This is a genomic window from Acinetobacter sp. YH01025 (assembly GCF_013420185.1).
Classification (GTDB): Bacteria; Pseudomonadota; Gammaproteobacteria; order Pseudomonadales; family Moraxellaceae; genus Acinetobacter; species Acinetobacter indicus.
This window is the reverse complement of the sequence record NZ_VOYR01000004.1, coordinates 115,383-130,294: the sequence shown is the minus strand read 5'-3', so window position 1 is coordinate 130,294 and position 14,912 is coordinate 115,383. Positions and strand designations below refer to the sequence as shown.

Annotated in this window: 15 protein-coding genes; 10 read left to right on the top strand and 5 right to left on the bottom strand. The window is 45.8% G+C overall.

What is annotated here, in order from left to right:
* Positions 1-60 precede the first annotated feature (60 nt).
* Positions 61-438 carry a lysozyme inhibitor LprI family protein gene (locus tag FTT89_RS06400; RefSeq protein ID WP_034597667.1) on the bottom strand — a complete coding sequence of 126 codons (378 nt, stop codon included), beginning with the start codon at positions 436-438 and terminating at the stop codon, positions 61-63.
* A gap of 197 nt (positions 439-635) precedes the next feature.
* Here FTT89_RS06400 and FTT89_RS06395 point away from each other — a divergent pair, with 197 nt between their 5' ends.
* From FTT89_RS06395 to FTT89_RS06375, 5 genes are all read left to right on the top strand, one after another.
* Entirely contained in the window at positions 636-941 is a 306-nt protein-coding gene (locus tag FTT89_RS06395) for a hypothetical protein (protein WP_005177647.1), read from the top strand.
* A gap of 165 nt (positions 942-1,106) precedes the next feature.
* A complete protein-coding gene (locus FTT89_RS06390; protein ID WP_005177645.1) occupies positions 1,107-2,480 on the top strand; it encodes an AarF/ABC1/UbiB kinase family protein in 1,374 nt (457 codons plus the stop codon).
* A gap of 224 nt (positions 2,481-2,704) precedes the next feature.
* Positions 2,705-4,000, top strand: a complete 1,296-nt coding sequence (locus FTT89_RS06385) for an acyl-CoA dehydrogenase family protein (protein WP_180006522.1) — start codon at positions 2,705-2,707, stop codon at positions 3,998-4,000.
* 26 nt (positions 4,001-4,026) lie between these two features.
* Positions 4,027-5,226, top strand: coding sequence for an acyl-CoA dehydrogenase family protein (locus FTT89_RS06380; protein ID WP_075167731.1), 1,200 nt, complete (start codon positions 4,027-4,029; stop codon positions 5,224-5,226).
* 115 nt (positions 5,227-5,341) lie between these two features.
* Positions 5,342-5,830 carry a GNAT family N-acetyltransferase gene (locus FTT89_RS06375; RefSeq protein WP_177155587.1) on the top strand — a complete coding sequence of 163 codons (489 nt, stop codon included), beginning with the start codon at positions 5,342-5,344 and terminating at the stop codon, positions 5,828-5,830.
* 91 nt (positions 5,831-5,921) lie between these two features.
* On the opposite strand, the gene FTT89_RS06370 is transcribed toward FTT89_RS06375, so the two are convergent.
* Positions 5,922-7,127, bottom strand: a complete 1,206-nt coding sequence (locus tag FTT89_RS06370; protein ID WP_016658190.1) for an alkane 1-monooxygenase — start codon at positions 7,125-7,127, stop codon at positions 5,922-5,924.
* A gap of 192 nt (positions 7,128-7,319) precedes the next feature.
* Here FTT89_RS06370 and FTT89_RS06365 point away from each other — a divergent pair, with 192 nt between their 5' ends.
* Positions 7,320-8,258 (top strand): AraC family transcriptional regulator, encoded by a 939-nt coding sequence (locus FTT89_RS06365; protein WP_016658191.1) that lies wholly within the window; start codon positions 7,320-7,322, stop codon positions 8,256-8,258.
* Here the strand turns inward: FTT89_RS06365 and lpxB are convergent.
* Positions 8,248-9,417: a lipid-A-disaccharide synthase gene (gene lpxB / locus FTT89_RS06360; protein ID WP_127799507.1), complete on the bottom strand. Its 1,170-nt coding sequence runs from the start codon at positions 9,415-9,417 to the stop codon at positions 8,248-8,250. The two genes, FTT89_RS06365 and lpxB, sit on opposite strands and share 11 nt — an antisense overlap.
* Positions 9,418-10,049: 632 nt before the next feature.
* Here lpxB and FTT89_RS06355 point away from each other — a divergent pair.
* From FTT89_RS06355 to FTT89_RS06345, 3 genes are all read left to right on the top strand, one after another.
* A complete protein-coding gene (locus FTT89_RS06355) occupies positions 10,050-10,940 on the top strand; it encodes a sulfite exporter TauE/SafE family protein (protein WP_104490724.1) in 891 nt (296 codons plus the stop codon).
* Positions 10,941-11,067: 127 nt separating this feature from the next.
* A complete protein-coding gene (locus FTT89_RS06350; RefSeq protein WP_005177632.1) occupies positions 11,068-12,159 on the top strand; it encodes a 3-deoxy-7-phosphoheptulonate synthase in 1,092 nt (363 codons plus the stop codon).
* Positions 12,160-12,223: 64 nt separating this feature from the next.
* Positions 12,224-12,748, top strand: a complete 525-nt coding sequence (locus FTT89_RS06345; RefSeq protein ID WP_016658194.1) for a protein tyrosine phosphatase family protein — start codon at positions 12,224-12,226, stop codon at positions 12,746-12,748.
* On the opposite strand, the gene ispF is transcribed toward FTT89_RS06345, so the two are convergent.
* Entirely contained in the window at positions 12,736-13,224 is a 489-nt protein-coding gene (gene ispF, locus FTT89_RS06340) for a 2-C-methyl-D-erythritol 2,4-cyclodiphosphate synthase (protein WP_005177629.1), read from the bottom strand. The two genes, FTT89_RS06345 and ispF, sit on opposite strands and share 13 nt — an antisense overlap.
* Before the next feature lie 97 nt (positions 13,225-13,321).
* On the opposite strand from ispF, the gene FTT89_RS06335 reads away from it, so the two are divergent.
* Positions 13,322-13,972: a hypothetical protein gene (locus FTT89_RS06335; RefSeq protein ID WP_005177627.1), complete on the top strand. Its 651-nt coding sequence runs from the start codon at positions 13,322-13,324 to the stop codon at positions 13,970-13,972.
* A 14-nt stretch (positions 13,973-13,986) separates the two neighbouring features.
* On the opposite strand, the gene FTT89_RS06330 is transcribed toward FTT89_RS06335, so the two are convergent.
* Positions 13,987-14,895, bottom strand: a complete 909-nt coding sequence (locus FTT89_RS06330; protein WP_180006523.1) for an AEC family transporter — start codon at positions 14,893-14,895, stop codon at positions 13,987-13,989.
* Positions 14,896-14,912: the final 17 nt, after the last annotated feature.

The window sequence follows — 14,912 nt, the reverse complement described above, 5'->3', positions numbered from 1 at the left end:
TCTCAACTTTCACGGCCTTAGCCAGATTTGGAATAAAGCCCTGAAATGGTAAGTACACGATTAACGGGCAATAAATTTGCTCTGATAATAATTGGCCTGATCAATCACCTGTGCCAGCGTACAACGCGATTGCTGCAATTTGGCAACATCACCGTTCATGCCCCGATAGCATTGCTGCTTTAAACGCTGCTCCCACAGCGCATGTTGCTGGGCAATATTGGCCTGATGTGCCCCACTGGCCCGATAGTAAGACTTATAGCTTTTCTTTAAGCGTTTTTGCTGCTGTTTCAGTTCTTTATTGACACATTTTTGCAAGACCGATGTTTGCCCATAAGCATGATTGCTACATTGAATATACTGTTTTGAATAACTTTCCTGCGCATAGGCCGAACCCGCCAGCAGCGCCCAGGCCATTCCCCCGATGAATGCTAAACGCATCATATTCCCCTTGCTGCCAAACACAGCGATCATCTTTGTTTTAATTTATGTAAAGCATATTACTGAACTTCAAGCAAAAAACCTATAGCGATGAACAGGATAGAATTTCCAGATCTTCACAATTTCCTGCCATTTTGCGATTGAATCTGCAAAAATAGACCTTATATTGACTATGAGACTCCCGTGAACCTGTTGATATGAGTTACAAACACAATAACCTGCTGGCCATGCGTCAAAACTACTGGAATGACAACGATTCACCGCGTGTCTTGCAGGAAAAACAGTTTTTACAGCAGATGCTGGTGGAACGCGGCATTTTTCAGGATGCGACTTTGGATGATGCCAAATATCTGTTCTTTAACCTGCCCAGCATTATTATTGTCAAAGGCTATGCGCATGGTTTTCTGCATGAATCGGTACAAAGCCTGATTTTAAAATACATTGATGAAAACAAGCAGATGCTGCAACAAAAAAGTACCCTCAAGATTAAATTCCGGATGTGAGTGAGCGAAATTGCATCTTTATAGATTTTGCTTAGGCTATTTCATCGAGAATGCAAAACTTAACTCGACATTCAGCAACTTGAACTTTTTTAATACGTTAAGACCCGTTAATATTCGTTAAACTATGACCTTTCTGCGAATTGCTGATTGAAGGATTAAATTTACATGTCAGATCAGAACGATAAGCTTAAACAATTGAAAACTTCCTCTATGGATCGACGCTTATCGATCGCGAAGGCATCGTTGCTGGCCGGGACACGTTGGGCCGCCTCCAGCGCCGGTTCAATCTTTTCCAGTGAAGAAGAAAAAGAAAAGAAACGCAAAAAAGCCATGAAAGAACAGGCCGATTATCTGGTCGCAGAAATTGGCAAACTGAAAGGCTCTATCGTTAAAATTGGCCAGATGATGGCGCTTTACGGCGAACATTTCCTGCCTGAAGAAATCACCCAAGCCCTGAATACCCTGAATAACCAGACTGTTGCCCTGGCCTGGCCTGCGATTAAAACCCAGTTACAGGACCAGTTAGGTTCCAAACTTAATGATCTCACCATTGACCATGAGCCTTTAGGTACCGCCTCTTTAGCTCAGGTACACCGCGCCACCCGTAAATCTGATGGTATGGAACTGGTATTAAAAATCCAGTATCCGGGTGTGGCCGATGCCATTGATTCGGATATGAGTCTGTTTAAAAACATGCTGAAACTGACCCGCATGGTGCCGCAAACCCGCGAATTTGATCAGTGGTTTGATGAAGTCCGCGAAATGATGCACCGCGAGGTCAATTATCGGATTGAGGCAGCCACCACACGCCGTTTTGCCGAGCGTTTAAAGCAGGACCCGCGCTATATCGTTCCAACCATTATTGAAGATTACTGTACCGATCAGGTGCTGTGCATGACCTTTGAACGTGGCGTACCAATCAACAGTCCGGTGATGCTGTCTTTACCACAAGAACGTCGTAACCTGCTTGGTGAAGCCTCTTTAGAAGTGGCAGTGCGGGAAATTTTTGAATGGGGCGAAATGCAGACCGACCCAAACTTCGGTAACTATCTAGTACGTCTGGGCAATGGCGCAGATGTACAGGATAAAATTGTGCTGCTGGATTTCGGTGCCATTCGCCAGTTTGATGACAACCTGCTCTCGGTCGCACGTAACCTGATTCAGGCCGGCTATCAGCATGACGCGGAGATGATGGTGAAAGCCATGACCGGTTATGAGTTTTTTGACTCCATTCCGCAAAGCATTAAGCCGGATATGGCCAAAGTCTTTTTACTGGCCACCGAAGCCTTTAGCAGTCCTGAAAACAACCCGGATTTACCAGCCGGTGTGATGGATGATCAGCATCGTTATGACTGGAAAAAAAGCCAGCTGCATAGCCGGGTGATGCAACAGGCCTCTAAATCCATGGCTTCACGTTATTTCAGTGTTCCGCCGAAAGAGTTTATGTTTATTAGCCGTAAATTTATTGGGGCTTATACCTTTATGACCGTGATTGATGCCAAAACCAATGTGCGCGACATGATCAAAAAATTCCAGTAAAGCCACACCCGACCCGAATGCAGCTAATGTCATTCGGGTCAATCCTCTCCCTTCCCCGCTCTTTCCAAAAATTAAAAATATAAACAGAAGCAACTATTTAGATTCCTGTTTCATCTTGCAACAACCGTTTATCTTTGACAATTGAGTATGTCAGTTCTGACATGGTTTTTTAAACAGCCGCGTGTCAGCATAAAAATAATCACCCGCATGATGGAACAACAACAATGACCAATATGGTAAACAAGGCCCAAGGATTTGGACTGTCGCTGCTCACTCGGCTTGCCAGCAGCGAGGTTTTAGACCAGCTCAAACTGCGTAAATTTGTAGAAAAATCTTTATATCAGGGGGCCAAAGCCGGCTTTAAAACCTTAAGCGTGACCCAGAAAGCTTTTCAAAAGCACGATGATGTCCCCAGACAGCGTTTACCCCATCAGCAAAAATCCCTGTTTGATTTAAGCCTGAGCGAAGAACAGCAAATGACGGTAGATACCATGCAGCAGTTTGCCACAGAGGTGCTTTATCCACTGGCGCATCAGGCGGATCATCTGGAACAGTTTCCCGAAGTGTTATGGCGACACAGTCAGGATTTGGGCCTGAATGATTATGCACTGCCGGAGGCTTTGGGTGGCGTGGCCAGCGAGCAGAATATTGTCACTAATATTCTGATGGCCGAGCATTTGGCCCGGGGTGATTTCAGCCTGACCGCAGGTTTATTGTCGACCTTTGGGGTAATCAATGCCCTGACCCGCTGGGGTTCTGAAAGCATCCAGTCACGTTATCTGACCAGTTTTGCAGAAGATTCGGAACTGCGCGCCAGCTTTGCCGTGCAGGAAGCTACACCGGCTTTTGATCCGCTGCGTTTAAATACACAAGCCACTTTTAGCCAGGGCCAGTACTGGATTCAGGGTGAAAAAACTCTGGTAATGCTGGGTGAAACGGCGGACTTGTATCTGGTAAGTGCTGAATTCAATGGCCAGCCAGAAGTATTTGTGGTGAAACGCGACAGCAGCATTCGTGCACAAAAAAGCCCGGCAATGGGGCTGAAGGCCACAGAAACAGTCACCCTCAGTTTTCAGTATACCCCAGCCGAACGTCTGGGCGATGATGATTTTGACTATAGTGCTTTTATTGATTTGGGTAATTTAGTCTGGTGTGCCATGGCGGTTGGGTGCTGCGAAGCCGTGAAAGCCTATTGTATTGACTATGCCAACCAGCGCACGGCCTTTGGCGAGCCCATCTCACATCGTCAAAGTGTGGCTTTTATGATTGCCGATATGGCGATTGAAATTGATGCGATGCGCATGCTAGTGCTGAATGCTGCCAGTCTGGCCGAAGCTGGACAGGACTTTCATCGGGAAGCCTATCTGGCACGCTTGTTATGTGCAGAAAAATCCATGCAAATTGGCACAAATGGCGTGCAGATTCTGGGCGGTCACGGCTTTACCAAAGAACATCCGGTCGAGCGCTGGTATCGTGATCTGCGCGCGACCGCGATTGTCCAGTCTGGCCTGCATGCCTAAATAACCATAAAAATAAGGAACAGCCCATGAATTTACAGAACCCGAAAAAATTTAAACTGCTGATTGATCAGGCACATGAGGTTGCCCTGAATGTCCTGCGTCCAATTTCACGTAAATATGATAAGGCGGAACATGCCTACCCGAAAGAACTGGATATGCTGGCCTCAGTGGTCGATGGCATGAATGCGGGTGGCGATGGCATGAACGCCGGCGCTGCGGTGAATAAACGTGGCGATACCGCCAGTGGCAATAAAAATGGCGTCAATATGTCCACCGCTTTAAGTATTGTCGAAATGTGTTATGGCGATACCGGCCTGCTGCTGAGTATGCCGCGTCAGGGTCTGGGGAACTCCGCCATTGCTGCGGTGGCCAATGACGAGCAGTTACAGCGTTTTCACGGCACCTGGGCCGCCATGGCCATTACCGAACCCGGCTGCGGCTCCGATTCAGCGGCAATTCGCACCACAGCGGTCGCAGATGGCGATGATTATATCCTGAATGGCGAGAAAATCTTTGTGACCTCGGGTGAACGCGCCGATGCCGTGGTGGTCTGGGCCACACTGGATAAAAAGCTTGGCCGTGCGGCCATCAAGTCTTTTGTGGTACCGAAAGGTACACCCGGCATGACCGTAGAACGACTGGAGCATAAACTCGGGATTAAAGCCTCGGATACTGCAGCCATCAGCTTTGTCGATTGCCGGGTGCCAGCCAGCAACTTGCTCGGCAATGCCGAGATTGATGTCTCCAAAGGCTTTGCCGGGGTGATGGAGACCTTTGACAACACCCGTCCTTTGGTCGCGGCCATGGCGATTGGCTGTGCCAAAGCATCGCTGGAACGGATCAAGCAGATTTTTAAACACGAGCTGGATGAGCATTATCAGACCGCCTATTTACACAGCTCCCAGATAGCCGCGCAGATTTATCGCATGGAAGCCGAATGGGAAGCAGCGCGTTTATTAATGCTTAAAGCTGCCTGGATGGCCGATAACAAGCAGCCTAATTCCAAAGAAGCCTCAATTGCCAAAGCCAAAGCTGGCCGTGTCGGGAATGAAATTACCCTGAAATGCGTAGAACTGGCCGCCGCTGTGGGCTATAACGAAGATGAGCTGCTAGAAAAATGGGCACGCGATTCCAAAATTCTGGATATTTTTGAAGGCACCCAACAAATTCAGCAACTGATTATTGCCCGGCGTGAACTGGGTAAAAACTCCAGTGAACTTAAATAAGATATTAAACGCAGCATCAAGCGATATTTAAAGTCCAACAGATGTGTCTCAAATCCGCTCAAGAGATGAATATTTAGTGATAAAATTCATCTCTTTATTATTCACTGCTGCGCTTATGTATTTTTTACGCCCGATTCAAGCCCAAGACAATCCTGCACTGGCCCGTATTATTCGTGAGGTTTCCAAAGAATTTGGACTGGCGCCGGAATCCGGTTTTGCCGTGGCCGATGCTGCGGTCGATAATTTATATGCGGCGTATTCACAGCCACACGCACAGTATTGGGTCGTTACCAATGATCAGGGCGATATTTTTGGTGGTGGCGGTGCTGCGCCTTTGCAGGGTGATCCGAGCCGCCTAGAAATCCAGAAAATGTATTTTCTGCCAGCAGTACGTGGCTACGGGTTTGCCAAACAGATTCTGGAACACGCTTTTGACTTTGCCCAGCAGGCCGGTTTTCAGTCCTGCTATCTGGAAACCACAGCATCACTGTGGCAGGCAGTGAAACTCTATGAAAAGCTCGGTTTTGTACATTTGTCTGCCCCACAAGGCCAGACCGGTCATAGTCATGCCTGTGAAATCTGGATGGAAAAGAGCTTTAAATGAACATGAATCTGGGTAACATCAACCGCCTGCGTACAAAAAAGCCCTACTCACCATAGGGCTGACTAAAACAGTCGAATGGATTTTTCTATACTTAATCTGCCTTCAGGCCGAACTTTTTAAACAGGCTTAAACGGCGTTTCGGCTGGATATTGGCTTTGTTTAAATCACCTTTATAATGCTTGAACACGCGTTTATCCATCATTTTAAACCAGAGCGGTGGAATCAGCGCCGGCAGCAACATACTGGCATAACCGCTTGGCAATTCAGGCGCTTCATCAAAATGTCGCAAGGCCTGAAATGGACGGGTCGGATAGGCATGATGATCGGAATGACGCTGTAACTGATATAAAAACAGATTGGTGACAATATTATTGTTGTTCCAGCTATGTTCCGGCTGGGTACGCTCATATTTGCCCTGCGCATCTTTTTGTCGAAGCAAGCCATAATGCTCAATATAATTGACCAGTTCAAACAGGCTGATGGCATAAAAGGCCTGCGTGCTTAAATACGGCACAATGCCTTTTCCAAAGCTGGCCAGCATTCCGGCATGAAACAGCGCACTCATGCCCCAGCCTTGTAGCAATTCATTGTCTTTTGACCAGAAATTCTTGCCTTTGCGTTTTAAACGCTGGGTTTCAATTTCAATTGCCGATTTAAACGAGCCTTTCACCGTGCGTGGCCAGAATTCATAAAAGGTTTCTCCCATACGGGAAGACGCCGGATCTTCTGGGGTTGCAGCGCGTTTATGATGCCCATACGGATGTTCAATCCGGAAATGGTTATAACCCGACGGCACCAGCGCCAGATGCGACAGATAATGCTCCAGTTTGGAGGATTTATGGCTCAGTTCATGTGCAGTATTAATCGCCACCCCATTAACCAGTCCCATCGACGCACCCAGAAAAATTTTATCCAGCAGCGAAGTCTCTTTACGTGAGACCAGATAGGCCGCATAAATATTGGCGATATACTGCAAAGGAATAAAACTTTTTACCAGACGGGAATAATACGGGTCCTGCTCCAAGAGCTTGACCTCTTCCGGGCTTGGATTGTGCTCATCTTTACCAACCAGAGTATCAATGCTGGGAATAATCACATGAATTAACAGTGGTCCACCTAGGGCAAATACAGTTTTAAATGGTTTCGGTGCAAACTGGTAACCGGCCAGAATCCCAATACCCAAAACCGGTAAAAATGGGCTAATCAGCCATAAATAACGTTTTTTATCTAAAGCCAGACCGGATTTTTCAAGTAAAAATTGCTGTTGTTGTTCTGTGAGTTGTAGCGGAGCATTCATTGCCTGCACTTCCATCCTGCTTAACTTATCTATATATTTCAGCAAACAAGCCACAGAGAACAGTTGCAAACGTCCAAAAAAGCTATGTAAACGTCTTTGGCCCACATTGCCTGAAATTGGCCTTTCATCACACGATAAATTCAGGCTTAATGACCAAATAGCTAAGCTCAAATAAGAAGATATCAACCCGGTATGGATGCTTTAAGTAAAATTTTTGATGATATTCATCTCAACAAATCTGAATTTATCTATTTGAATCCACAGGGAAACTGGGCATTTCAATATCAGGATCACAGCGCCATTATTGCCTATGTGGTACTAAGTGGTGAATTATATCTGGAATTATCGACCCAGCGTCAGGTCTATGCGCAGGCCGGTGATATTGTGCTGATTCCTTCCGGCGGTAGCCATGTTGGCAAAAGTAGCACGCAACTGGAGTGGCTAGATGCCCTGGATATTAGTGACCTGTTTCAGCAGAAACGCCAGCAGACCATCGAGTTTGGTGAAGCATCCGGTGAAAAATCATTTATTTTAGCCATGCACGGCACAATGGACAGCATTATGGCCAAGCCGCTGTTAAATGCCTTGCCGGACTATATGCATATTCATCATATTATGAGCAGCACCGCCCCGGAATGGCTGCAAATTGGCTTACAGTTTCTGGCGGTAGAAAGCCATCAGATCCGGCCCGGCCGCGATAAAATTCTTGATCATCTGATCAGTATTTTATTTATTGAATGTGTGCGTGATTATATTGCCCAGCTGAATGATTCTAATAACTGGCTCAGTGCCCTGACCCATCCGGAACTGTCCAATGCTTTAACCGCCATTCATGGACAACCGGAAAAAAGCTGGACCGTCGAAACCCTGGCCGAACAATGCTGCATGTCGCGCTCAAAATTTGCCAATCTGTTTGCCCAGATTGTTGGTGAATCGCCACTGGCCTATTTACAGCAACATCGTTTAAGACTGGCGGCTCAATATTTACGTCATGGCCAGCTCTCAATCCAGCAAATTGCCTATAAAGTTGGCTATTCTTCTGAAACCGCCTTTAGCCAGACTTTTAAAAAACAGTTTGCCCTGACCCCAAGCCAGTACCGGCAGCAGTTTCAGCAGGCTCTTATAAAATAGCCAGAATCGCCGCTACCGGGTCTTCACAATTGCCGGATAGCAGCTGTTTATGCATGGTACGATGCTGCATCACCTGAATTTGTGCAGCTTCAATATGCATCAGCTTTTCAATTTCATGCGCCAGACGCTCTGGTGTAGCCTCTTCTTGAATCAGCTCTTCAATGACTTTTTTGCCGGCAATAATATTCGGTAGCGAGTAATACGGAATTTTAACCAGCAGTTTGGCAATCCAGTAGGTAATCCGGTTGAGCTTATAAAAAGTCACCATTGGACGATGCAATAACATCGCTTCCAACGTTGCAGTACCTGAAGCCAGCGCAACAATATCCGCTGCATTCATGACCTGACGGCCAATTTTTGATTCTGTATCGGTATTTTCCAGCAGACTAACCCGTGATCTCAGATCAGCAGCACAATGCTGTAATAAACTTTCAATCTGCTGTTTACGCGCATCGTTAATGGCGGGAATTAAGAAGTGATAGTTTGGATATTTCGCAGCCAGAATTTCAGCGGCTGCCAGAACCAATGGCCCTAAACGCTCAATTTCACCACGACGACTACCGGGCAATAAGGCAATATGCTTTTGCGAAGCTTCCAGCCCCAGTTCCAGTTTGGCATCGGCCAGATTATTATCGATAGGCAACTGACTCGCTAATGGATGCCCGACAAAGGCAGCCGGAACCTGCCATTTTTGATAAAAGGCTTTTTCAAATGGAAATAAACACAGCACCAGATCAATATTGGCTTTAATGCCGTGGACACGGCCCTGACGCCATGCCCAGACCGAAGGACTGACATACTGCACGGTTTTAATGCTTGGACTTTTCTGCTTCAGGCTTTTCGATAAACGCAGGTTAAAATCCGGCGCATCAATCCCAATAAAAACATCGACCGGCTCCTTGCTCCACTGTTCAACCAGTCCATCACGCACGGCAAACAGCTTTTTAATGTCTTTTAAGACTTCAACAATGCCCATGACCGACAAAATATCCATCGGATAATAGCTTTTAAAGCCTTCAGCAATCATTTGCGGGCCGCCAATACCTTCAAATTCAGCCTCAATGCCTTGCTCACGAAAACGGCGGATCAGTCTGGCACCCAAGGTATCCCCAGAAACTTCTCCCACCACAATGCCTATTTTCAGTTTTCGTTTTTGCAAGACCTTGCTCCTTCAATTGCTGCGTGGAATTTTAACATATTCTGCTTGAAGTGACTGTAACGACTGTTTGTCCTGAGCTGAGAAAAAATTCAGGTTTTTCTATATTTTAACTGCTTTGTTTTTATACAGCATGACTATCAGGTTTGATTGATGATGCTGTGCTGGGCCCATTCATTTATCACGCTTTCACCGCTTTATCTCACTCTATTCCACCTGACTTGCAGTTTCATGACCATTAACTGCTTTTTATCATGCTGAAAGATTGATCAAATAAAATCCAAAACCCCAACACATGTCATCCCTATGTGATGACACTGAATACACAAATAATAATTTTAAAGTGAAATTTCCTGCTATTTTTAATCTTTTTATCTTTCCATTTTGCTGCGCTGTCATCACAAAATCCGTCTATTCGGCCCTGCACATCCTGATCTTTTTACTAAAAAATCCCCTTTTTTTCAGCTTTAAATCCAGCAGATTTCAGATAGATCTACTCCACGCTGTTTCACTATAAATGTTGATCTTTTTCTCATCTTTAGCATTTTTTAGAATAAGCAAATCATTAATCATGCCAACGACTTATATCCGAAAGTCATAAGATAAGCACGTTTTTTGATGTATGGCATATCCCCATGTTTGGTGCAGTTGAGTTTATTTTGGCAGGTGTTTTGGTTGGCTTCTGTGTAGGTGTGACCGGTGTAGGCGGTGGTTCGTTAATGACCCCGATTTTAATCAGCCTGTTTAAGATTGAACCGCACATTGCCATTGGTACCGATCTGCTCTATGCCGCAATTTCCAAATTCTGTGGTTCACTAGTCCATGCCAAAAAAATGAATATCGTCTGGCCAATTGTGATCTGGCTGTCTGTCGGCAGTATCCCGGCGTCTTTTGCAACGCATTGGGTACTCGACAACTATTTAAGCCAGTCCACGCATTATAAAGCTGTGCTGACCATGGTCTTGGGCTTTATGCTGACCCTAACCGGCATATCTATTATTTTCCGCAGCCAGATTGAAAAATTCTTCAACAAATATCGCAAACATGAATTGCCAGATATGACCCAAGACCTGGAAAAGGTCGACCTGAAGGCCACCAACAAACGTGTGATGATTGTGGTGATGGGAATTGTCCTGGGTGTGTTCGTCACCCTATCTTCGGTGGGTGCAGGTGCGTTTGGCATTATGGCGCTGGTGCTTATGTTCCCGAACTTGCCAATGATCCGCATTATCGGCTCCGATGTCGTCCACGCAGTCTTACTGACCTTTGTCGCCGGTATGGGGCACATGACCTCGGGCAATGTCGATTTTGAGCTGCTGATGTGGTTACTGGTCGGTTCTATTCCAGCAATTGTGGTCGGTACTTTAGTCAGTTCACGTTTACCTGAAAAAATTATCCGTAAAGTGCTGGGCATTACCCTGTTTGCGCTTGGAGTGAACTTTATGCTGAACCCGGTCAAATCCAAACCGGCACAACCAGTTGAAGCGGCGATGGTGGTGAGCGCTGAAAAAACATCGCCAGTTTAATTTATCTCTGCGATTCATCACTTTTTTTTCAATAATCTATTGATCTTTTTTATAACAATAGGCTGCTATATTCGTGTTATATTCAGGCTATTAAACAATCTTGTATACGATTAAACCAGTGACGGCAATGAACACTTTACAGTCTAACCCTATTACACCTTCAGATATCGATGATGTGAATATTAAAAGCATCCAGCCACTTGTGACCCCTGCTGAACTCAAAGCAGAACTTCCACTGACTGACTCTGCTTATCACACCGTACTGAAAGGTCGTGAAACCATCCGCAATATTCTTGATGGTAAAGACAAACGTCTGTTTGTGGTCATTGGGCCTTGCTCGATTCATGATCCTGTGGCAGCACATGATTATGCAGACCGCCTGAAAGTGCTGAGCGAAAAAGTAAAAGATACCTTATACATCGTAATGCGGGTGTATTTTGAAAAACCGCGTACGACCGTAGGCTGGAAAGGTCTGATTAACGACCCGGACATGAATGACTCTTTCAATATTGAAAAAGGTCTGCGTATTGGCCGTAAACTGCTGCTGGAACTAAATGAAAAAGGTCTGCCTTGTGCCACTGAAGCACTGGACCCGAACTCTCCACAGTATTATCAGGATCTGATTTCCTGGTCAGCGATTGGTGCGCGTACCACAGAAAGTCAGACTCACCGTGAAATGTCTTCTGGCCTGTCTTCACCGGTTGGCTTTAAAAATGGTACCGATGGCGGCTTAACTGTTGCGACCAACGCAATGCAGTCTGTAAAACATGGTCACAGCTTCCTGGGGCTGAACGAACATGGTCAGGTGTCGGTAATTCGTACCAGCGGTAACAACTATGCGCACGTGGTATTGCGTGGTGGTAATGGCAAGCCAAACTATGATGCCGGTTCAGTCGCCGATGCAGAAGCAGCGCTCATTAAAGCCAAAGTCAGCACCAAAATCATGATTGACACCAGTCATGCCAACTCCAACAAAGACCCGTACCTGCAACCACTGGTCTTAAAAAACATCACCGAACAGATTTTAGATGGCAATAAATCAATTGTCGGGATTATGGTCGAAAGTCATTTGAAAGGCGGTCGTCAAGATATTCCTGCAAATCTTTGCGATTTGGAGTATGGTAAGTCTGTTACCGATGGATGCATCGACTGGGAAACCACTGAAAAATCCCTGCTTGAGATGCATGAAGCATTGAAAGAGGTTTTAGCCAGCCGCTAAAACTGACTCAAAAACGCCATCGTCAAGATGGCGTTTCCATTTCAGTTGCAGGAAATTTTATCTGATGAATGAAATTGAAACCGCTTTAAGCCAAATTGATCACTTTCAGTTTGTGCATGAACACCTGTACACATCCGGCCAGCCGAATGCGGAACAGTTACGTCAGATTAAAGAATATGGCATTACCACCGTGGTTAATGTCGCACTGAGTGATGCCGAGCAGCATCTAGCCAATGAAGATAAAATCTGTCTGGAACTGGGCCTGAACTATGTACAATTACCGATTTCTTGGGAAACTCCATCTGACGCCCAATGTCTGCTGGTTTTAGACCTGATTGATCATCTGGTACAGGATCAGATGGTGTGGTTGCACTGCGGTACCAATCAGCATGTCAGCAGCCTGATGTATTTATATCGTCAGTATTATATGAATATGGACATGCCTACCGCGCAGGAAATGTTGCACCAGATCTGGGAACCGAATGAAACCTGGACCGGTCTGATTCATGCTGTTGCCTTACAACTTCAGGGCCGTAAAGCAACCCAGGAACTGCAAATTTCCTTAATGAAAACCGATCACTTTGCGTGACAAATTAACACCGTAGCTGTAGCCAGAATTCCTTCCTGACGGCCGGTAAAGCCTAATTTTTCCGTGGTGGTGGCTTTAATGCTGATTTGAGTCACATCCACATCCAGTACATCGGCAATGCTCTGACGCATTTCCAGATTGTGCTTGGCCAGTTTCGGGCGTTCACAGGCCACGGTAATGTCGGCATTATTCAATAGATAACCGCGGTCTAAAATCAGCTGATAAACATGCTTCAGCAACACCCGGCTGTCAGCGCCCTTAAATTCAGGATCGGTGTCGGGAAAATGCTGTCCAATATCGCCCAGTGCCAATGCACCCAATAAGGCATCGCATAGCGCATGTAAAATCACATCCCCATCTGAGTGGGCTTTCAGAGCATGGGTATGTGGAATTTTAACCCCAGCCAATGTCACAAAATCGCCTTCTTCAAAGGCATGTACGTCTATTCCCTGCCCAATTCGTATTTGTGCAACCATATTCAACTCCTTCAGAAATAAACGATTGAAATCTTGTATTCACAGTTTCTCTTTCGCTATAGTTAGCTTACGCAAGCTAATGAAAGTATAAGCGATCATGCTGTTGAAAACCGAGATGAATCTTATAAAAATCATTGGAACCCTGTTGTTTTTGGGCGCCGCGGGCACCCCGCTGTCGCATGCACAGAAAATCAATTGCGAGCAGGCCAACACGCCTGCTTTCAATAAAATCTGCCATGCCGATTTACAGGAGATTCGTGAGCAGCTCAATGATCAGTTTCTGACAGCTTTTCTGGTGACCGATGCCCCGCTGCGTATTCTGCAAGATACCCATCAGCTCTGGTTTAAACGTGCGCAGCAGTGTAAAACCACCGAGTGTTTTAAACAACAGTTTGAAGCGCGTCTGGATCAGTTAAATTTCTTTAGCTCGATGAACCAGAGCATGACCCAGCATTATCTGAAATTTGAACAGGGACAACTGGCCAAGCAACCGGTACATTTGCAGATTCATCAACTGAATAAAGACAGTATTAAAATTGAAGGTGTGGCCTATCGCAGTCCAAACAACAAGCTAGATACCCAAACCATTTCCTTACTGGCTTATACCTCACCGCAGCAAAAGCAGCATATTATTGATAATGAACATGACTGCAATTACCAGCTCGACTTCCAGAAGGCTTATTTAGCCGTGCGTACTGAACAAAAAGGCTGCGAGCGTTTTAGTGGTATTTATCGACTCTATGATTAAAACCTGACAGCGCTTTACATCACCCACCACAAAATCAATGGCAAACTGAACGCCGCACACACAGTCTGCAGGCTAATCACACTGGCCATCAGCTGGCTATCTCCCCCCAAAACTTTGGTCAAAATATAAGCCGATGAGGCCGTCGGCAAGGCAAAAAACATCACCAGAATCTGGGTATGCAGGGCCGGCAGATTCAATGCCAGACAGGTCGCCAACGCAATCATCGGCATCAACAGCAAGCGTCCAAAAGTGTTTAATAACAAGGTCCGCAGATCTTTACGCAGCCCCTGAAACTGTAATGCTGCACCAATACACATCAAGCCCAATGGCAAACTGGAAATGGCAATCTGTTTTAAATAATTTTCAAAGCCAATCCATAAGCGTAAATTCAGCAGATTAAACACCCCGCCTACAATACAGCCTAAAATTAAGGGATTTTTCAATAATGATAACAGGATGGATTGCAAGCGCATCCCTTCTGAATTGGTCAGGGCCAAAACCGAAAGCACATTGACCAGAGGAATGCAAAACACCAGCAGAATAGCAAACAGCGCCATACCCTGCTGATAAAACAAAGACGCCGACAGCGCCAGACCGATATAGGTATTAAAACGCACCATGCCCTGCATATACACGCCAAAACGTGCCGCTGCAGTGCCATACAGCGCCTTGAGGATATATAACAGACAAACCGCAATCAGCAGGGTCAGACCCGCTCCCAGCATCATGTGGCGAATTTCGCTGGCCTGAATTTCGGCATGCGCCAGGCCCAAAAACAGCATCACCGGGAACAGCAGATAGTAGTTGAGCTTTTCTGCACCGTGCCAGAATTTATCTTCTAAAAACCTAAAGCGCTTGAGTACATAGCCCAACGCAATCAGAAAGATTAAAGGAAATAGCGCAACCAGAATTATATTTGCCATCGTTTATCCATACATAT

What these genes read in the sequence shown, in the direction of transcription:
- FTT89_RS06395 (WP_005177647.1), top strand. Translation starts at nt 636, where the DNA reads ATGAGTTACAAACACAATAACCTGCTGGCCATGCGTCAAAACTACTGG.
- FTT89_RS06335 (WP_005177627.1), top strand. Translation starts at nt 13,322, where the DNA reads ATGCTGTTGAAAACCGAGATGAATCTTATAAAAATCATTGGAACCCTG.
- FTT89_RS06345 (WP_016658194.1), top strand. Translation starts at nt 12,224, where the DNA reads ATGAATGAAATTGAAACCGCTTTAAGCCAAATTGATCACTTTCAGTTT.
- FTT89_RS06385 (WP_180006522.1), top strand. Translation starts at nt 2,705, where the DNA reads ATGACCAATATGGTAAACAAGGCCCAAGGATTTGGACTGTCGCTGCTC.
- FTT89_RS06380 (WP_075167731.1), top strand. Translation starts at nt 4,027, where the DNA reads ATGAATTTACAGAACCCGAAAAAATTTAAACTGCTGATTGATCAGGCA.
- FTT89_RS06330 (WP_180006523.1), bottom strand. Translation starts at nt 14,895, where the DNA reads ATGGCAAATATAATTCTGGTTGCGCTATTTCCTTTAATCTTTCTGATT.
- FTT89_RS06400 (WP_034597667.1), bottom strand. Translation starts at nt 438, where the DNA reads ATGCGTTTAGCATTCATCGGGGGAATGGCCTGGGCGCTGCTGGCGGGT.
- FTT89_RS06350 (WP_005177632.1), top strand. Translation starts at nt 11,068, where the DNA reads ATGAACACTTTACAGTCTAACCCTATTACACCTTCAGATATCGATGAT.
- FTT89_RS06355 (WP_104490724.1), top strand. Translation starts at nt 10,050, where the DNA reads ATGTTTGGTGCAGTTGAGTTTATTTTGGCAGGTGTTTTGGTTGGCTTC.
- FTT89_RS06370 (WP_016658190.1), bottom strand. Translation starts at nt 7,127, where the DNA reads ATGAATGCTCCGCTACAACTCACAGAACAACAACAGCAATTTTTACTT.
- FTT89_RS06375 (WP_177155587.1), top strand. Translation starts at nt 5,342, where the DNA reads ATGTATTTTTTACGCCCGATTCAAGCCCAAGACAATCCTGCACTGGCC.
- FTT89_RS06390 (WP_005177645.1), top strand. Translation starts at nt 1,107, where the DNA reads ATGTCAGATCAGAACGATAAGCTTAAACAATTGAAAACTTCCTCTATG.
- FTT89_RS06365 (WP_016658191.1), top strand. Translation starts at nt 7,320, where the DNA reads ATGGATGCTTTAAGTAAAATTTTTGATGATATTCATCTCAACAAATCT.
- ispF (WP_005177629.1), bottom strand. Translation starts at nt 13,224, where the DNA reads ATGGTTGCACAAATACGAATTGGGCAGGGAATAGACGTACATGCCTTT.